The sequence below is a fragment of the Wolbachia endosymbiont (group A) of Cydia amplana genome (genome assembly GCF_964028495.1).
Taxonomy (GTDB): Bacteria; Pseudomonadota; Alphaproteobacteria; order Rickettsiales; family Anaplasmataceae; genus Wolbachia; species Wolbachia pipientis.
In genome coordinates, this window is record NZ_OZ034792.1 from 1,112,493 (window position 1) to 1,130,676 (window position 18,184).

The following is an 18,184-nucleotide window of genomic DNA, read 5'->3' on the forward strand; positions in this document are numbered from 1 at the left end:
AAGCATGAGTGAATATCAAGAAGTAGGCGGAGGTGAAACTGTAAAAAAGAATAGAAAACTTATCACTATAACTGCGGAAGCAGTAGAAAGGATAAGGTATTTATTGGACCAAAAGAAGCATACTAACCTTGAGAAACCGGAAGAAGCAATAGGAATAAGAGTGCTAATTAAGCAAAAAGGATGTTCTGGTTTAAAATATGATATTGAATATGCGTATGATACTCGTCCTTTAGAGTCGATAATTGAGGAAAACTGCAGTGATGACCAAAAAGTTAAAGTGTTGATCGATCCAAAATCCGTCATGTTTATTCTTGGCTCTGAAATGGATTATGTAGAAGAAAAATTTTCATCGGGTTTTGTTTTCAAAAATCCTAATGAGAAAGGAAAATGTGGTTGTGGAGAGAGTTTTCATGTCTAGCAGCTATTTTACATTGTTTGAAATTGAACCAACTTTCAATATCAGCTTTGATGAGTTAGAGAAAAAATATATTGAGCTAAGCAAAACTGATATAAATGAAAGACAGTCCCAAAACATGGAAAATATTAACAGAGCTTATCAGATACTAAAGTCACCGCTAAAACGTGCCGAGCATTTGCTAGATTTTTTTGATGTGAAAAGCCAAAAGGACCACTTAAATTCTGAAATATTAAGTGAATCAATGGAAATAAGAGAATATTTGCTGGACTGCGATGATTTACAATTTGCAAGCAGGATGATTGATGAAAAAATAAAAGATTGCGTTAAAAACCTAATTAACACTTTTGCTATAAAGAATTTTGATGGAGCTGCTACACAAGTCTTAAGATTGAAATATTTATATAAGTCATTTGAGGAGGTGAAAAAGAATGCAACCAATTCAAATTTCTGAACCAAATTCAAGTGAAGTAATTTTTGGTATAGATCTTGGTACTACCAATTCTTTGATTGCTATGGTAAATAAAGCTGGTAACGTGGAGATATTTGAAGATGAACAAGGAAGAGAACTGCTGCCTTCTGCTCTTTCATATGAAAATAATACATTAAAAACTGGCTACGATGTCGGTCAAAATGCAATCTACTCAATAAAGCGTTTAATGGGTAAAAGTGTTGAAGAATTAAATAAAGAAGGCGTCAATTTTGAAATAGATCATGAAAGCGAAAAAGTTATTAGAATAAAATGCGCAGAGGAAAAGTATCTTACTCCTGTTGAGATTTCTGCTGAGATATTAAAAGCTTTATGTGAGAGGGTAAAAAAGTCTAAGGGACTGGAAGTAAAAAAAGCAGTGATTACTGTGCCAGCTTACTTTGACGATTCAGCACGTAACGCAACTAAATATGCGGCAAAATTAGCTGGAATAGAAGTTCTTCGCCTCGTTAACGAGCCAACCGCTGCAGCGCTTTCTTACTCCATTGAAAAGAACAATAGCAGTGGAATATATGCAGTGTATGACCTTGGTGGCGGAACGTTCGATATTTCGATATTGAAATTGCATCAAGGAGTGTTTCAAGTTCTTGCAGTTGGTGGTGACACCAAACTCGGCGGTGATGATTTTGATCATTTGCTGAGTTCAATTGTGATTGATAAGTATAGAGAAAAGACGGCCAAGCAACTAAATTCCTTACTTATCGAATCACGCTCTGTGAAGGAATATCTGAGCAAAAACACCTCAGGCATTTTTGAATTCAGCATTAACGGCAAGCCATTTGAATGTGAAATTACCAGAGAAGAATTCGAGCAGGCAATCAGTTCTTTGGTCAATAAGACTATCAATATAGTCACTCGTACTATAAGCGACATAGATCTTAAAATTGATAATATAAAAGGAGTAATTTTAGTTGGTGGTGCAACTAGAACACCATTGGTTCAAAATTCACTAGTCAAACTCTTTGGAAATAAAGTGCTGAATGACGTGGATCCAGATAAAGCAGTTGCCATTGGGGCAGCTCTGCAAGCTCATGATTTAACTTCGAGCTCAAAAGATAGGAATATTCTCCTGGATGTTCTACCTTTATCACTTGGCATAGAAACTATGGGAGGCATAGTTGAAAAAATCATACCAAGAAATACGCCACTACCAGTTTCAGAAACAAAAGAGTTTACAACTTATTTTGATGGGCAAACAGCAATGAAAATTCACGTTTGTCAGGGAGAACGTGAAATGATAGAGGATAACAAATCTCTAGCGCAGTTTGAACTAAAAGGTATACCGCCACTACCTGCAGGTTCTGCAAGAGTTGAAATAGAATTTACAGTTAACGTTGACGGAATCTTGACTGTTACTGCAAGAGAAAAAACTACTGGAATCGAGCAGACAGTTGAAGTAAATTCAAGTTTTGGCTTGAGTGAAGCTGATGTTCAAAATATGGTTAACCAGTCAATAAACAGCTTTGATGAAGATATGAAGGCTCGTTCCCTTGCAGGCGCTAAAATTAATGGAAATAAACTCATACACTTGGTTGAAAACAATAATAACCTTTCCACTGATCAAAAGTTGAAAAACCTATTACAAAATGCAAAAAACGCTTTACAAGGCAATGACTTGAATGAAATTAACAACACTATCGCCGAGTTAGAAAATTCTTCTTTAGAGTTGTGTGAATTAACAAATAGGTAGAAAAAGCTTACACAACCTTGTGCAATACCCTATTTAATCTCAAAGCAACAGGTAACCTGAAATTAAATGGTAACCAATCGACCTTCCCCAGTTTAAACGATAAACCAACTATACTTACACGCCCAATGATATTTTCCATTGGTACAAAACCAACTTCAGGAAACCTGCTATCCAAAGAATTATTTCTATTGTCTCCCATAACGAAAAATTGATCGTTAGGTACATAATAAACCGGAGTGTTATATGATAGCTTATTAGAAATGTCATCTACCAAAATCTCATGTTCCTTGCCACTTAAAAGCGTTTCTATATATCTTGGTATGTTACGATTTGACTCATAATCAAAAAAACTTTCAATTTGCCTTCGCTCTACTTTCTGATCATTTAGGTATAATTCTCCCTCTATCATTTGCACTTTGTCACCTGGTGTTCCTATTACTCGCTTAACAAACCTGATGCTGTCATTTCTTGTGGGTTTGAAAACTACTATGTCGCCACGCTTTGGAGGGGTATAAAAAATCCTGCCGCTAAAAATGTTTGGAGAAAATGGAAATGAGTGTTTACTGTAACCGTATGAATATTTACTAGTAAAAATGTAATCCCCTTCAAGTAGGGTGCTTTTCATTGAACCAGAAGGTATATGAAATGGCTCGAATAAAAAACTACGTATTGACAGCGCAATCAACAGTAAAAAAAACAATGAAGATAAAAATCTTCCCGTTCTTATCACCCAGTTTTTGCTTAGTTCTTCCAACTTTTCCAACTTTGTTTTTCTTATAGATTAAGCTTATTATAATACATAAATTAAAAAATGGTAATATGAAATTTTACTTGTGAATGTTATTCCTCTATTCAAAACGATTTTGAAAAGGCGGTTCATTTCTTTCAACGGTGTCATCCAAGTAGCGTGACACATAACTGTACGAACATTGCAATTTGCAGGTGGCAGATGAAAGTAGCTGATGCACATCTGTACGAACATTTGCTTTTGTTAAGGTAATATGGTGTTATGAAAGTAGCTGACACTGGAATGGCTTCGTTGCATCGCTACTTATGAAAGGCTAACTATAGTTAGGATTATAAGCAACTTATTGAAAATCTTGTTTTTTTGCAATCAATCTGATCAAATTTAAGAATAGTAATTTGTTATTTATATTAATAAATTTAATTCTATTGAAAATAGCTAAAGCATTGAAATTCTTGAATTTTAGCCGGATTGGTAAATGGTAGTGAAATTTCTTTTACTCAAATTTAGGTATTCATTGACCGTTCTTGTTATAAATACCAGAATAATAAGCTAATGATATTCCCTATCTTTTTTATCTTTAATCCATCATAGCTAGCGATGCAACAAAGCCCACTGGAATCCAGGTTGTAACCGTTCACGGATTGTGAGAATGAATAAAGAACTAAGCAGTCGTAACTTTTGGAAGGGATTTTGGCCATTGAGACGTGATGTCAAAAATATCGACAACATTCTTTCCACAAATCTTTCTCCATGTTCCGACCAGGTGAAAAAGCTGTTTTTACGATAGCCTTCTAATTTGCCGTTCTGCAAGGTTGTTGATTGACTTCAGGCTTTCGTAAAAACTTCCACACCATATCCTCGGCCTTAACATCTTAATGGCCATTCTCAAACCATTTACAAGCCTTGTCATTTCATGCCCCCCCTTTTTGCATTAGTTGTGTAGCATCTTTTAATATTAGCAAGGCCTATAATAGTGCAACACTGCCTTACGTATTGCCAATCCAAATTCTACTTGCTGTAAAATAACACAATCTGCTACATCGCTGCTAATCTCAATCCCTCTATTTATTGGCCCTGGGTGCATAACAATCGCATCTGGTTTTGCGTATGATAGCTTTTGTAAATCAAGTCCATACAAATGAAAATATTCTTTCTCTGAAGAACTATTATTCATGCGCTCTTTCTGCAATCTCAAAAGCATAATTACGTCAGCATCCTTTATACCTTCAATTAATGAATAATGGACTGAATCTACTTCAGGAAAATGCTTACAAATCAAAGTTGGTGGTGCGACCAAGTTTATCTCTGCTCCAAACATTTTTAGCAATCTTATATTTGATCTTGCAACTCTACTGTGCAGAATATCTCCACATATCACAACTTTGAGGTCCTTTATTTGCTTTTTGTGATTGCTGATTACAAGATAGTCTGCAAGAGCTTGAGTTGGATGTTCACTACTTCCATCGCCTGCATTGATTAGCGAGCAGTTAACATACTTTGCCAGTGTATTAATGATACCACTACTTTTATGCCTGATTATTATGTAATCAGGATTCATTGCATTTAATGTTTTGATCATGTCTTTTAGATCTTCTCCCTTGTTAATAGAAGAAGATCTTATTGGCAAAGTTACAACATTTGCTCCAAGGCTTTTTGCTGCTATTTCAAAAGACGCAAGTGTACGCGTTGAATCTTCAAAGAATAAATTTATTACTGTCTTATTTTCCAAGATATGACTATTTGCAACTTCTTTTTTAAGGTACTGGTTGGCCAACTTAGTTATATTTTCTACATCATCGACTGTAAGGTCTGAGATGTTTAACAAATTCCTTCTCTTGTTCATAATTTCCTTTTAACATGCAATTGTTATCCAACTACTTGAACCAATTCTACTTTCTTATTATCGTTTTTCAATAGACCTCTTGTGCAGCAATTGTTTTGGTGGAAGAACGGAAAAAGATAGTAAAGTCAAAATTAAGTTAGAAGGAAGAAAAAGTTCAGCAAGTTAAGAGTAAGGTACATTAGCATAAATCTTTCATCCCAATGTTTAGTGGCACTGGAGATTACTTCCACTTACACTCATCCGCTATCATAACAGCCTCAAAAAGATGCTTCTCAAGTTCACTTAGAGGCAAATCACTTTGTGAATAATTTCCCCAAGATTTTAGTATATCGGAAGTTTCAACGCCTTCAATAATAGGATATTCTTGGTTTTTTTTAGCGTATAACTCTTGAGCCTGCTTGCTTACTAAAAATTCCAATAAGACTATAGCATTTTCCCTGTTTTTTGCGTTTTTTGTTACTGCTGCACCACTGATGTTTACCATTACACCGTGATCGTTGCGATTAGGAAAAAAAGCCCCTAGCTTGTCTGCAACATTCTTTTTATTTTCTGATGAAAGAATTCTCGCAAAGTAGTAGCTGTTTACTATTGCAACATCTCCCTCACCCGCTGCTACGGCGTAAATTTGATCAGTATCACCACCACTTGGTTTTCTTGCCATATTGCTCACAATTCCGCTTACCCATTCTTTCGTCTTTTCAAAACCATTATTTGCAATCATAAAAGCAATTAACGATCTGTTATATGGACTTGTAGAAGAACGCACTAATATTTTTCCTTTCCATTTTTCATTTGCTAAATCTTCATAAGTACTTAAGTCCTTAGGGTCTACTGACTCTTTATTGTAAACCAATATCCTAGCTCTTTTTGTAAGACCAAACCAATAATCTTCACTGTCTCTAAATCTTGCAGGTATAACACTTTTTAAAACCTCTGAATCTACTTGAGATAAAAGTCCTCTTTTTTTTGCTAGAATTAAGTTGATTGCATCAGCAGTCAAAAATAAGTCAGCTTCACCACCGTTTTCCATTCGTGAAAGTAGCTGAGAATAATCATCAATGATGTAACGTACTTTAATACCTGTATTTTTCGTGAATTCATCAAACAAAGTACGTACTAATTCTTCTTTGCGCGATGAATAAACATTTACCACTTGTGAGTCATTAGTTCCGTCGTTTCTGTATAAATAAGTAATAACTATCAATATAATTGCTATTAAGGATGTGAATATAAAGGCTTTTTTCATATTGGATAAAAAATAACTTCTTTCAGTTAAAGTTACCAAGATGGTACAACTTTAGCAAGTGTAAAGTTCGTTAGATAAATCATAAAAACTTCCTTGACAAGCTTCGCCAGCCCCCTTATTATAACACTGAAGCTATTTATTTATCTTCGCAATCTCTGCAGTGGATTAATGACAAAAAACTTAATGTATTTGGCGTAAATCATGCTTAATTTTTTGCATTATGTGCACCTTATGTCTTTATAAAATTTCTAGGTTTTTACCTAATATAAGCTGAAATGCGCTATTTAAAACATTAAAAAACGCCAACTTAAAAAATGGATAGTGAATAACTAGCTACCCTAGGGTTTCTTTTGCCTTTTTTTCTGTTTAGTAAATTGTATCCGTTCAGCGGAGTGGTAGAATAAGGTAGACAAAGTGATCTAAAAAGATAATCATAGAGCAAAAGTGAGGTAATGTGGTAAACCTTTTAGAACTTTGCAAAAATTTACAGCAAAAAATAGAAAAACTGGAAGCAGAGATAGAAAACTTAAAAGCAGAAAATAAAGCTTTAAAGATAGAGAACGCTGAATTAAAGGAAAGGCTTGGTTTAAACTCGAAAAATTCATCTCTACCGAGCTCTAAAGAATTGTACAAAACAAAAAAGGACAAGCCAAAAAGCGAAAGGAATGTTGGCGATCAGGTTGAGCATAAAGGAAATTTTCATGCTACAATGGAAGCGGATAAAGTAGTAAAAATAGAGTCGCCTAATATTTGCGAATGCGGAGGAGAGCTTGTAATATGCGAAAAACCTTATGTTCACCAAAAAGTTGATCTTCCGGAAATTAGGCCTTATGTAGTAATTGGAACATGGTCGTTGTTGGAGATGCAGAAAAAGAAAAAGTAGCAAGTTACCAGAAGGTGTTACGCCAGATACATTTGGTCCAAGGGTTAAGTCTATAATTGCAGCACTCAGCGGATTTTACAAAAACTCAAAGCGTGAAGTGGCTAGTATCATAAATGACATTTTTAATTTGAACATAAGTGTTGGCAGCATATCAAATCTTACTATTACCCACAAATATGAGGTTCGTGAGCAAGTCGCCATCCTTCTTCTAGATCAAAGAAACGTCTCCACCCTTTCCAAAGAGTAATTGGTCCTGGTTTTGGGTCGCTTTTTCTTGCTAAATGACCTCCAAGTTCACGAAACGGCTTCTTTTATAGTAGGGGCTATATTTGGACATGGTTTCCTGTGTATTTTAACATATAAAACTTTCCATTCTTCCTCAGCTAATAAGGCAGTACATGGTAATGTTGGGTTAGTTCTTGCAATTGATGTAATAAAGAAAATTCTCCAAGCAATAATGCTCATGACTGTTAAATACCTCATTAATCTTTCTGCTGTTCCAAGTCTACATTCCTCAACTTTGAGACCGGATTTAAAATTTTATGTAATATCTCTATTTTCCATCTCAAACAATACCAACTAACTTTTTCAACAGCTTCTTCAAAAGTACTGACCGGAAAAAAGCATCCACTCTAGAGGACTTGCTTCGGGAGGAGAGTTTTTTTCAACAACATGAATTGCGTGAAGTTGTAGACTCTGTCGGTTTATATTTTATGTGACCTTCTTTACATTTTATATGGCCTTCATGTGATAAATTTTCCGAATCTAATTTCTAAAAACGCTGTCCTTTTTTGCTTGTTATCTCTAGCAGGGATTTCAACTTCTACTTTTCCAGCGCAAGGGAGGCCTTGGATAAATGACCATAATTTTTGCTTGTTCCTGGTATGCATGAATTTTTTATTTACATTTCTGTTGTGGCGAGCTCTTACTAAAATTGCTGAGTTAAGATTATGTGCAAGTTCAAAAAAATCATGCATATCTGCTTCTCTGTCACATACAGTTATAGCTTCGGTTTGGGCCAGATCTATAATATTATTTGTTTTCTTTAAACTTTCTAGCCATTTCATACTTTCTTTATCCTCAATATGAACGTTGTTACGATGGCTCTTTAGTCTTTTTTCTTCTTCAGAAATGAGTTGCCTCGAGTAAATCTTTTGATCCAGTATTCCCAGCTTCCGTACTAACAGCAAGGGCTGTATGCATTACTGCTCCTTTTCCAGCAATAGTTCCCAATCCGCTTATGGCTTGAGTATGAAATATAAGTTGTATCTTGAATCACAAGAATTCTTTTATGAGCTTTTGTTCTTTCAACTGTTTTATCAATGTGTGAAGCTAGAATATCGACTTCTTTTACGTTCTCATTTTGAAAAAAACGTTATGCTGCTTTTGCTTCTGACCAACTTCCGCATGCCTCATTAATTGAGCTTTCAGGTAAACTTATCAAACTATCAGCAATCTTTACTAATCGGTCAGTTAATCTTTTATCTCCAAGTACAGCATCTCCAAATTCATTTTTAGCCCATTCATTACTCTCGTTTGCCATTTTTATACCCTCAATATTTGCAAACTTTAATATTGTAATACTTTATTTATAAGTACATTTATATTTGTGGGTAATAGTAAGATAAATAATAGTGCAAATTTTTCTATGATATGCGGTAGTGGTGTATATGTAAGATCAATTGCTCGTGATCTTGGAATTGCATTAAATTGTTTTGGACACATTACAAAATTAAGAAGAACTATGGTAGGTGACTTTAGAGAAAATGAATCAGTGACAATTGAGCAACTTACTAAAAAAAACACAACAACTTACTCTCCGATGTCATCCCAGTGCTTGACACTGGGATGGCTTTGTTGCATCGCTCTTCGGATAGTAGGTAACGCACAATAAATTTATGAAGCTATCTCAAATTTAGCCATACCAATATCAGTGAACTTATTGAGCAAATAGCATTTAACAAGTAGTTCCTTCTCTCTATTTGTCTCAGATTTATTCCTAAAACTAAACCCGAATGTTTGTTTCAGTCGCGAGAAAAAACTTTCTATATAAGATCTTTTTCCATAACTCATCTCTTTTTTCCACTTCTTTATACCATCTTCATCATATGACTTTATGAGCTTGACTGCAGAATTTCTCTCAGCCATATAGTCTAACTTTGGATGCTCTGCTGCGTTGTTTTTCGGAGGAATTTTCGTTTTTATACCATATTGATTACACAGCTTATAGAGCTTTTCTCTGTCATATGCCCTATCTGCATATAGTACTTTTATGACATACTGAAAATCGACTTCTTTTAGCAAATCACAAGCTCCATAGTGATCAGCCGTTACTGTATTTTACAGCTATGGCTTTTTTGCTGTTTGTATTCAACATTACATGCAATTTTCTTGTCTGTTCATAGCTGCGATACTTTCTATCTTCGCTATTTTCTTTGCTATGACCAGGAGTGTTGTTGTATATACTAATTCCTGTACTGTCTATAGCAATTTCGATATCTTCCATATTATTTTCTGCAATCATTGATCTTAATATTGAGTTTCTTAAACCTTCTTGATGATTGTGAATAGCTGATAACTTGCAAATTTTTCCCAATTTGCTCAAGGTATCCTGCTATAAACCCAACTGTTTGCCTCAGGCCTATTCTAAATAAACAAGTTATTATGTGCACCAAAATTACAACTTTATCGCTATAAATATTGTTGCCACCTGGTATTTTTGGACCATTCTCGTACCACTTTTCTATGGCTTCGTTGATATAATGAAAAATATTTCCTCTTTTTTCTAGAAATTTGTTATATTCGCTATGGTTACTGACCCTCATTTTTTGTGGCATATTTTTTCTTTCAAGGTTAAATGGCTATTTTATAATGAATTTTGTCAGTAGCCACCAGATTTTTTCAGTTGCTATGCAACAAAGCCATCCCAGTGTCAAGCACTGGGATGACACCCTCCTAGTAGAAACGCTTTTGTAATTGCAACATTCGTGTAATCTTTAGCCATAAACATTAAGAAATTTACCAAATGAAAAAAAAGGCAAAAGAAACCCCGTGGTGGTTGGCTATTTACCATGTACTAAAATATCGGCGTTTTTTTTATTCTAAAACGCTTGATTAAGAGCGATTTAGCTGCTTTTAACTTGCAACTAACCTACACCGCAAGTGTTTAAGAAATTTACTAAGCAGGAAAAAAGGCAAAGAAACCCCGTAGTAGCTAGCATTCAAATTCTCCCTTGTCAATTTGACGTTTTTTGCTGTCTTAAACGCTTTGTAAGCGCGTTTCGGCTTATATAGGTAAAAACCCAGAGATTTTTAAAGACATGCGATGCACGTAGTGCGAAAAATTAAACATGAGACGCCAAATACCCTAAGTTTTTTGTCATTAACCTGCACAGATTGCGAAGATAAATAAATAGCTCCAGTTTCATGATAAGGGGGCTGGCGGAGTTTGTCAAGGAAGTTTTTTGTTTCTATTGAATGACAGTTGTAACCTACGAAAGAAGTCTGTTGTAATTTGTACGATATCTTTATAAAATGGTTCGCATAAGTTATCTAGCAGTGCAACTAAACAAATACAAAAATCAAAACGTCGCGGTTTTTGGTCTTGGTAAAACTGGTTTATCCGCCATTAACGCTCTAACAAAGAGTGGTGCAAGAATATATGCATGGGATGATCATGAAGAGCAAATAGCAAATACAAAAATGATGTATAAAAAATGTAATTTTATTCATCCCAAGGAATACAATTGGCATGAGATCAGTGCATTGGTTTTAAGCCCTGGAGTGCCAACAGAGCCACATTGGATAGTAAAACTTGCAAGGAGATTTGATTGCAAAATAAAATCAGACATTGAGCTATTTCTTGAAGCTAAAACTACGAACCAGAAGGTAATAGGCGTCACAGGAACAAATGGTAAATCAACCACTACATCACTAATAGGGCACATATTAAAATCTGCAGGGAAAAAAGTAGCTATTGGTGGAAATTTAGGCGTTCCTGTTTTGGATCTAGAAAGAGATGCAGAAATTTATGTAATCGAACTCTCCTCTTTTCAATTGGAGTTGATGAATGAAATTAACGTGGACATTTCAGCACTGCTCAATATTACACCAGATCACATAGATAGGCATGGAAGTATGGAGAACTACATAGCAACTAAATTAAAACTGATAAACGGTAGTGAGGTTGCCGTAATAGGATGTGACAATGAGATTACTGCTGATATATTCAACAAATTCACTGGAGACAAAATTCCAATCTCAGTAACATATTCCCCGATGTCATTCCAGCGCGTGACGCTGGAATCCAGAAAAGAAAAACCATTGCCAACTACTCAGATGACAGAGGGTGGTGCAAGAGATCTAATATCATTGGCAGGTAACAATTTGCTTGATTATAGTGAACAGATTACTGGTATAGATCGAAATTATCTGGATCCCAGTGTCAGCTACTTGGATGACAAAAGGGGCACTGGGATCCAGAAGATCTCGTTAAAACTAGAGAATCATAGCTTATCAGTAAGCGACGTGAAAATAAACCTAATATCCAACGCAGAAAACATAGCAGCCACATATGCCGTATGTAAGGTACTTGGAGTAGATAGCAACACTATTATCAATGGAATCAAGTCCTTTTCAGGACTGAGGCATAGGAATGAACTGCTTGGCAAAATAAGAAATGTGTTTTTCGTGAACGATAGCAAAGCAACTAATGCAAAATCGAGCGAAAAGGCGATCTTATCTTATGAAAACATAAATTGGATCGCTGGTGGAAGAAGCAAAAAAGGTGGAATAGAATCATTAAGCAAGCATTTTACAAGGGTTAGAAAAGCTTTTCTTATTGGAGAATCAACCGAAGCTTTTGCAAATGTTATGGAGAATAAAGTAGATTATGTTAAATGTTGCAATCTAGAAGATGCATTCAGATTGGCTTTTGAAGAGGCCTTAAATAGCGCAGAAGAAGTAACAATATTACTTTCTCCCGCGTGTGCTTCTTTTGATCAATGGAAAAATTTCGAGGAACGTGGTGAAGCATTTTGTAGAATGTTTGAAAATCTCAGGTACAATCACACATGCTGTTTAGTATGATGTTGCGTGGAACAAAAGTTAATAATAGATAAGCTAATTAGGGTTATTCCATTTGAAGGGATAAGCGATGAAACCCTATTAAAGGTGTGCACTGACCTTAATCTAGCTAATAGCTTTTGCAAATTTCAGAATGGAATATATAGCGCTTTGGAGCACATAGCAGAGGACTTAAATAGCTCAATGGAAGCTGAATTAAGAAATTCTAATTTAGAAGATATGAAAGTGCGAGAGCGAGTAAAGTTAGCTATTCAAATACACCTTTCAAACTATGCTAAGCTACCGAATTATAGAGAACTTTTAAAAAATGTTTTATCATTTTCTGTATCACCAAAAAATACATATTTTTCTAGTAAACTTTTATACAGAACTATTAGTGCGATTTGGTATGGCATTCATGACCAATCAACAGATTTTAACTACTATACAAAAAGAGCAATATTAGCTGGAGTGTACTTAAGTACGATACTTTTTTTTATCAATGATTATTCAGAAGATTTTGTGGATACTTTATCGTTTCTTGATAACCGTATCAACAATGTCATGACATTTCAAAAATTCAAAACTCGCTTAAAAGGAATCATAGGAAATTTCTTATAAGCTATTGATTGTTGGTAGAAAAGTACTTGAGCACGATCCTGAAAAGGTTTGTGAAAATAAAAATATTCATGCTGATCATAAAGAACATTTAGTTTATCGTGAGGATAATAATGGTACAACAAAATACACCAGTTACGAAGAAAAAGAAAATAAATTTATTGAAGAAGCACATGAATATTTAATAGACTCTGAATTTAATAAAAATTTTGATCTAGGGCAGTACAGAATAAGTAATTTCTCCGGAAACTTGACGAAAATAGAACTGGAACTCATCAATGAAAAGTATATGCAAGTTCAAGTTAATAGAGAAAGAAAAATTATTCTCGCTATACCGTAGGTGCGTTCCAAGATTATACTGAAGTTTTTATTGCACTCAAAATCTTCGTTTTTCCTAATCTCTAGAATTATCAATGCATCATCACTTAACCAGCCTGAGTGAGCTAGTCCATTCAACGTTGATTCAACTAGATTGCTATTGTAAGGTGGGTCTATAAAAACTATGTCACATTTTGAAATAGGTTGTGGTAAGCAGTTAGCACTGCAGCAAATTAGCGTAACATTGTCCGTAATTCCAAAATCTTCTGCTGTTTTTTTAGGCAATTGCAAATTGTAATAATCTGAATCTACCATAAATGCATGTTTAGCGCCGCGAGAAAGCGCTTCAAATGAAAAAGAACCACTACCACAGAATAAATCAAGTACATTCAAGTTATAAATAGGTTTTCTTGAGGAAAGCATATTAAATATTGCTTCTCGGACAATACTCATAGTTGGCCGTGCAGCTAAATGCTTACCTGTAGTTATTTTTCTTCCGCGATATTTGCCTGCAATGATGCGTAGCATATTAAATAAGCTCCAAAATAATTAATTATTTATACTATATGATTAATGTCAATATGGCTTTAGCAGTTTAATAGAGAGAAGCTATCGAGTCGCTTGTAAGAAAAACACAAACACAAGACTCATCAGTTATCTTTTTCTGATTTGCCTGCTGCATTAATTGCTTGACCAATCTCATCTTGTAAATCATCATGATCATTTTTTTCATCATGATTTAGCCCTTCAATTCTGCTTTCTAACTCTAACTTAATTATAGTATTGATTTTATCTATATTATCAAGAAAGCCTCTACATTCTTCTTCACTATACTCTTCACCAGATGCTTTTTTTTCAATAAATAGGTTTTTAAATCCTGCTAGATCAGAATTCTGATCGGTATTTAGTACAACATTTCTCTCTATGAAGCTAAGATCTGACAGCAGTAAGCTAACCTCTAACAGATCTTCACTTTTCACGCTTTTAAGGTCTTCAAGACTTTCTAAAATACTAAACACCTTAATCCTTTCTTGTACAATCTCTTTGTCTTCCTTATCAAATTCAGACAATAAACTATGATTATCTACAAATTTCTCACTCAAAGCTTTATTCAATTTAGCAAAATTGACATCCTTGTCAAGTGATGTGTTATCCCGCAACAAGTCTACCCTTGCCCTACGCGCATTTAAAATGTCGTCGTAGTCATTTAACTTTATGTTGCCATCTTTGTCTTGCTGCAATTTATAATAATCAAGGCCTTTGAAATTTTTATTAGTCTTCATCTTCAATCCTCTTCTCATCTCCTTTTGCATCTGGTTTCCTCATTGGTTCCGGTAATTTCCTTTTACTGTCTTCTCGATTTCTTTTTTCCTCTCTTTCAGCACGTTTTTCTACAGCTTCTGGAGTGTTCATTTCAAAAAGTGGTGAGAGGTTATAAACTTTATCTTGATTTCTTCTGCCTTCTCTTTCAGCACGTTTTTCCATACCTTCAAAAGCAGATCCAAAATCATCAATTTCATCTGAACCTTTTGGTTCCGTGCCTAAATTTCGTGTCACTTCATTTGATTGATCAGGCTTATCTTCTTCTGTTGGCTGATCATGCTGTAGTTGATTAGGCTTGTCTTCTTGTTCTGTGCTTAGTTCTCGTACTACCTTATCTGGCTGACCTCCCCCTCGTAGTCGAAGAGGGTCGCCTTCTTCTAGTGGCTGATCATGGTTATCTCTTACTAGTTCCGTGCCTAACTCTCGTTCTACCTTATTTGATTGATCAGGATTGTCTTTTTCTGGTTCTCTCTTACGGCCTATGGTGTCATCATGAAGCTTATTCAAGAAATCTTGCCTATGCGATTTTGCTCTAAAAAGTAAGTTATTTGGATAACCATCTTTTTCTCCTGTACGACGGCTAACTCCTATAGAATCAAGGCCATGCTCCCAAGTAAACTTCATAGCATCTTCTATTGTATAGCCCAAATGTGATCCTACGTATCCTTTATAATAATCTAAATATTTACCGATCCTTCTGTGTGTAATATCTTCCTTATCAACTCCAAATGCCCTGTAGATCTTTTCCTCAAGTTTATCAACGTCATTTTTAGGTGATGTTGCAAATTTTGTTGCTTCAATAGTAGCACCTACAAATTTACGTGGCACATCAATAGCGTATTTCAGCACTCCTCCAACTCTTGGTACTCTCCCCAGCAGATTAGCTGCACCTCCGGCTAATCTATCCGGTAAATGAGTAGCCCAACTGCCTAAAGACTCAAGTCCTCTACCAGCAAAATTTTGCCACTGCTGTTTGAATTCTTCCATTATGCCAGTCAAAGGCGATGCCTGATACATACTAGATATATTGTAAACGCTGAATCCACCACCAGCGATACTTGAGCCCATTTGTTGTACGAACTCGCGTAAAGAGAACATTAAAAATGAAAGCAGGAATAATACAAAGATTTCCCCTGCATTGATTAAATAACCTCTCTGTATGTCTTGCACCCTTTGGTAATCACTATTTTCTTGATAGTTTCTATTTACCTTATAAAAATTCTGTGATTGGCAGCTCCCATCTTGTCTAATTATATCTTGCACTAAAGACTTTATTTCACTTTTTAAACTTGGCTGTAGAATTACTTTTTCTATGATTTCCTTGTAATTAGTACACCTGCTTTCATTTCCTGGCTGCTTACAATAGATTTCTGTCTTTTTACTTATATTATTAATCAATAATAAGATATCAGCTTTTTCTGATGCATGGGATAAACTATTTGTTAAACGCACTAAATCTTTTACACTACAGCTATTATCTACTACCATATCACTTTCTGCAATATAATGGTCTGCTGGATTCTCTTTAGTACCAGGAATTGGGTTAAAGAAAGGATAATCTATATAACGAAACCCTTTTTCAATGTAATCCGGTGGAAGAGGGATATACCCAGCACCGCCAGTAAATTTTATTGTACCACCTTCTCTGCTTATCTTTTCTATACCTTCTATGTTCTTATCTACGTTCAGCGGAGAAGCTTCTCCAAGAGTGTAAGGTACGAAAATTTGCCCTGGGGTCCAACCAAAGTACTGCTTATCAACGATACAAAAACCACCAAACACCCATTTTGGAGCACATAACTTTACCTCGAACCATTTATTGTAGCATACAGTAAAACCTAACTGCCTATAAAAGGTATTCATTATAATGGAAGCCAGTAATGACAAGAGAGCAAATATCATAATCGACTGTAAACAAAAGCTGATGCAGAATTTTATCCAACCTTCAAATAGACTTTTCAGCGGTGAAAATAAAATAGAAATTAGAAACAGTGGCATAATGGCTATAAGAAAAGCTATACCCATAAAACCAGAGAGAAATATTATGTAAGCATATAAGCACAGCAAGAAGTATAGCACAATCCCTATGAAAATTGCCGGTATCATAAGAAGGCTTGCCCACATTTGGTAATGTAAAAACGCTGCAAACTTTTTCCAAACAGAATAAGCAAAAAACTTATTGAACATGTCCTCCATGAAGCTAAACAACTTAGCTTCATCTCCTTGAACAATACTTCCGGTGTTCATGTTGGGAGCAAAATTAGTAATTATACTTATCAATTGTTCAAGACCTTTAACAAATAAAACAAGAAAATGATCATAGAAAAATCTAAAACTTCCAGGAGATATAAGCACTATTACTAGAGTGATTTTCATCATTCTGATGAGCATATCATGCTTAGTTTCTTGTATCATGCCAAAAAGATAAAGAAGCGATGAAATCATTACAAATAGAACAAGCAAGGAAAGAACAAAATTGTGAAAGCTCGTACTTTTTTCAGCTATATTTTCGAACATAGCTTGTGCAACTGCAGGATCATTGCTATTAAAATGTTCTTTGCAATTTTCGTTAATCAATAATACACATTTTAGATAGTTATAAATATAATCAAAAAACTCAACCCCACTCGGTTGCCGCACTCCACTTAAGAACTCAAAAGAGTAGCCACCTACATTATCTAAGTAATATCTATCTAATATTTTTACATATATTTTCCATCCCTTTTTTAATTTCACCGGGTCACAATTTCTGTCCTTTAATTTAGTGCTATCTCTGTCTAAAGCAAAAAGACCGCTCCCATTCTCTGCCACGGAGTTGTAACCTAGATGTACAGTAGGAGATGAAGGATTGCGCATAGATTTCAAATCTTTGTTAGGACTATCGTCACCAGGCCTTTGAAACAAAAGATAAGCACCATGACCGTTGGTAAACCAACATGGAGCACCACGTGATACTGTATTTGCGCTATCATCTTCATTAATGCACTTGCACTTTACAGTGCAACTTGCATTAGACTTACTTGAAATTTTCTGTGGCGCACTAGGTTTGTAATCATTACAAACTAAGTGAAAGTCAGGTAGACTATTATCACCTGACTTGCCTTCAAATTTAGTTGCATATTTTAACTGCTCCAAGCTTTGTAAGGTATAACTGCCTTTTTTAGATTCCTTCTTGTTATTATTACTCCAAGATGTCCATGCACCATTCACTCGCACTTTTAAACTATCTCCATTGGTTTCGAGCCCGGTATCCTCCCACTCCACCACTTGGTTATGGTGAAAACCATAATTAATTTCACCAGTTTCAGGATCAACAACTTCTCCATCTCCTGGAATAAACGCATCGTGGTCGCTTGAAAAATGAGCGCTTACTGCAATAGGTTTAGGACCAAAATAGTCAGCAGATATACACCTTGGAAAAGGCATATCGTTTTTACTACAACCTGTGATCAGCACATAAGCTGCAAGAAGTAATACCCTAAACCAACATTTGCCTAAACGTGATTGCATATCTAAACTTTTTCCAAATACAGAATAAATTTCTAA

16 protein-coding genes and 3 pseudogenes are annotated in these 18,184 nt (G+C 35.1%); 8 read left to right on the forward strand and 11 right to left on the reverse strand.

The window, feature by feature from the left end:
• The first annotated feature begins 4 nt into the window (after window positions 1–4).
• Genes ABWU40_RS05510 through hscA form a run of 3 tightly spaced genes read left to right on the forward strand, consistent with a single transcriptional unit; the run spans window position 5 to window position 2,595 of the window.
• On the forward strand, window positions 5–418 hold the full coding sequence (locus ABWU40_RS05510) for a HesB/IscA family protein (protein WP_015589236.1): 414 nt from the start codon (window positions 5–7) through the stop codon (window positions 416–418).
• Window positions 411–869, forward strand: coding sequence for an iron-sulfur cluster co-chaperone HscB C-terminal domain-containing protein (locus tag ABWU40_RS05515; protein WP_015589237.1), 459 nt, complete (start codon window positions 411–413; stop codon window positions 867–869). Before ABWU40_RS05510 ends, ABWU40_RS05515 begins: the two co-directional genes overlap by 8 nt.
• Window positions 847–2,595: a Fe-S protein assembly chaperone HscA gene (gene hscA, locus ABWU40_RS05520; protein WP_141457223.1), complete on the forward strand. Its 1,749-nt coding sequence runs from the start codon at window positions 847–849 to the stop codon at window positions 2,593–2,595. The genes ABWU40_RS05515 and hscA overlap by 23 nt, the downstream gene beginning before the upstream one ends.
• 7 nt (window positions 2,596–2,602) lie before the next feature.
• On the opposite strand, the gene lepB is transcribed toward hscA, so the two are convergent.
• The 4 genes from lepB to ABWU40_RS05540 all read right to left on the reverse strand — a co-directional run bounded on the left by lepB (window position 2,603) and on the right by ABWU40_RS05540 (window position 6,432).
• Complete coding sequence (gene lepB / locus ABWU40_RS05525; RefSeq protein ID WP_010962911.1) at window positions 2,603–3,349, reverse strand: signal peptidase I; 747 nt, start codon at window positions 3,347–3,349, stop codon at window positions 2,603–2,605.
• A 772-nt stretch (window positions 3,350–4,121) separates the two neighbouring features.
• Complete coding sequence (locus ABWU40_RS05530) at window positions 4,122–4,253, reverse strand: hypothetical protein (protein WP_255317428.1); 132 nt, start codon at window positions 4,251–4,253, stop codon at window positions 4,122–4,124.
• A gap of 45 nt (window positions 4,254–4,298) precedes the next feature.
• A complete protein-coding gene (locus tag ABWU40_RS05535) occupies window positions 4,299–5,186 on the reverse strand; it encodes an aspartate carbamoyltransferase catalytic subunit (protein WP_015589239.1) in 888 nt (295 codons plus the stop codon).
• A 220-nt stretch (window positions 5,187–5,406) separates the two neighbouring features.
• A complete protein-coding gene (locus ABWU40_RS05540) occupies window positions 5,407–6,432 on the reverse strand; it encodes a Fe(3+) ABC transporter substrate-binding protein (RefSeq protein ID WP_010082338.1) in 1,026 nt (341 codons plus the stop codon).
• A 454-nt stretch (window positions 6,433–6,886) separates the two neighbouring features.
• Between ABWU40_RS05540 and ABWU40_RS05545 the strand changes: the two are divergent.
• A pseudogene (locus ABWU40_RS05545) lies at window positions 6,887–7,472 on the forward strand (DUF6444 domain-containing protein); the annotation flags it as partial.
• 7 nt (window positions 7,473–7,479) lie between these two features.
• On the opposite strand, the pseudogene ABWU40_RS05550 reads toward ABWU40_RS05545, so the two are convergent.
• Window positions 7,480–8,858 (reverse strand): annotated as a pseudogene (locus ABWU40_RS05550) (IS4 family transposase).
• Window positions 8,859–8,939: 81 nt separating this feature from the next.
• Here ABWU40_RS05550 and ABWU40_RS05555 point away from each other — a divergent pair.
• A pseudogene (locus ABWU40_RS05555) lies at window positions 8,940–9,164 on the forward strand (tRNA pseudouridine(55) synthase TruB); the annotation flags it as partial.
• A gap of 47 nt (window positions 9,165–9,211) precedes the next feature.
• Here ABWU40_RS05555 and ABWU40_RS05560 read toward each other — a convergent pair.
• From ABWU40_RS05560 to ABWU40_RS05570, 3 genes are read right to left on the reverse strand one after another with little or no spacing between them, the layout of a single operon-like run.
• Window positions 9,212–9,619, reverse strand: coding sequence for a transposase (locus ABWU40_RS05560; RefSeq protein WP_007548764.1), 408 nt, complete (start codon window positions 9,617–9,619; stop codon window positions 9,212–9,214).
• Between the two features lie 19 nt (window positions 9,620–9,638).
• Window positions 9,639–9,839: a hypothetical protein gene (locus tag ABWU40_RS05565; protein ID WP_010082383.1), complete on the reverse strand. Its 201-nt coding sequence runs from the start codon at window positions 9,837–9,839 to the stop codon at window positions 9,639–9,641.
• On the reverse strand, window positions 9,823–10,152 hold the full coding sequence (locus ABWU40_RS05570) for a transposase (RefSeq protein WP_007548762.1): 330 nt from the start codon (window positions 10,150–10,152) through the stop codon (window positions 9,823–9,825). The genes ABWU40_RS05565 and ABWU40_RS05570 overlap by 17 nt, the downstream gene beginning before the upstream one ends.
• A 697-nt stretch (window positions 10,153–10,849) precedes the next feature.
• Here ABWU40_RS05570 and ABWU40_RS05575 point away from each other — a divergent pair.
• Genes ABWU40_RS05575 through ABWU40_RS05585 form a run of 3 tightly spaced genes read left to right on the forward strand, consistent with a single transcriptional unit; the run spans window position 10,850 to window position 13,337 of the window.
• Window positions 10,850–12,403 carry a Mur ligase family protein gene (locus tag ABWU40_RS05575; protein WP_015589241.1) on the forward strand — a complete coding sequence of 518 codons (1,554 nt, stop codon included), beginning with the start codon at window positions 10,850–10,852 and terminating at the stop codon, window positions 12,401–12,403.
• A gap of 6 nt (window positions 12,404–12,409) precedes the next feature.
• Complete coding sequence (locus ABWU40_RS05580; protein WP_010082414.1) at window positions 12,410–13,000, forward strand: COQ9 family protein; 591 nt, start codon at window positions 12,410–12,412, stop codon at window positions 12,998–13,000.
• 4 nt (window positions 13,001–13,004) lie between these two features.
• Complete coding sequence (locus ABWU40_RS05585) at window positions 13,005–13,337, forward strand: hypothetical protein (RefSeq protein WP_006279274.1); 333 nt, start codon at window positions 13,005–13,007, stop codon at window positions 13,335–13,337.
• Here the strand turns inward: ABWU40_RS05585 and rsmD are convergent.
• The 3 genes from rsmD to ABWU40_RS05600 all read right to left on the reverse strand — a co-directional run bounded on the left by rsmD (window position 13,295) and on the right by ABWU40_RS05600 (window position 18,148).
• Window positions 13,295–13,843, reverse strand: a complete 549-nt coding sequence (gene rsmD, locus ABWU40_RS05590; RefSeq protein ID WP_141457227.1) for a 16S rRNA (guanine(966)-N(2))-methyltransferase RsmD — start codon at window positions 13,841–13,843, stop codon at window positions 13,295–13,297. The two genes, ABWU40_RS05585 and rsmD, sit on opposite strands and share 43 nt — an antisense overlap.
• 122 nt (window positions 13,844–13,965) lie before the next feature.
• Window positions 13,966–14,598: a hypothetical protein gene (locus ABWU40_RS05595; RefSeq protein ID WP_010082417.1), complete on the reverse strand. Its 633-nt coding sequence runs from the start codon at window positions 14,596–14,598 to the stop codon at window positions 13,966–13,968.
• Window positions 14,588–18,148: a type IV secretion system protein gene (locus ABWU40_RS05600; protein ID WP_015589245.1), complete on the reverse strand. Its 3,561-nt coding sequence runs from the start codon at window positions 18,146–18,148 to the stop codon at window positions 14,588–14,590. The genes ABWU40_RS05595 and ABWU40_RS05600 overlap by 11 nt, the downstream gene beginning before the upstream one ends.
• Window positions 18,149–18,184: the final 36 nt, after the last annotated feature.

Coding starts and splice junctions, on each gene's coding strand:
- ABWU40_RS05510 (WP_015589236.1), top strand. CDS start 5: ATGAGTGAATATCAAGAAGTAGGCGGAGGTGAAACTGTAAAAAAGAAT.
- ABWU40_RS05515 (WP_015589237.1), top strand. CDS start 411: ATGTCTAGCAGCTATTTTACATTGTTTGAAATTGAACCAACTTTCAAT.
- hscA (WP_141457223.1), top strand. CDS start 847: ATGCAACCAATTCAAATTTCTGAACCAAATTCAAGTGAAGTAATTTTT.
- ABWU40_RS05530 (WP_255317428.1), bottom strand. CDS start 4,253: ATGACAAGGCTTGTAAATGGTTTGAGAATGGCCATTAAGATGTTAAGG.
- ABWU40_RS05535 (WP_015589239.1), bottom strand. CDS start 5,186: ATGAACAAGAGAAGGAATTTGTTAAACATCTCAGACCTTACAGTCGAT.
- ABWU40_RS05540 (WP_010082338.1), bottom strand. CDS start 6,432: ATGAAAAAAGCCTTTATATTCACATCCTTAATAGCAATTATATTGATA.
- ABWU40_RS05565 (WP_010082383.1), bottom strand. CDS start 9,839: ATGATTGCAGAAAATAATATGGAAGATATCGAAATTGCTATAGACAGT.
- ABWU40_RS05570 (WP_007548762.1), bottom strand. CDS start 10,152: ATGCCACAAAAAATGAGGGTCAGTAACCATAGCGAATATAACAAATTT.
- ABWU40_RS05575 (WP_015589241.1), top strand. CDS start 10,850: ATGGTTCGCATAAGTTATCTAGCAGTGCAACTAAACAAATACAAAAAT.
- rsmD (WP_141457227.1), bottom strand. CDS start 13,843: ATGCTACGCATCATTGCAGGCAAATATCGCGGAAGAAAAATAACTACA.
- ABWU40_RS05595 (WP_010082417.1), bottom strand. CDS start 14,598: ATGAAGACTAATAAAAATTTCAAAGGCCTTGATTATTATAAATTGCAG.
- ABWU40_RS05600 (WP_015589245.1), bottom strand. CDS start 18,148: ATGCAATCACGTTTAGGCAAATGTTGGTTTAGGGTATTACTTCTTGCA.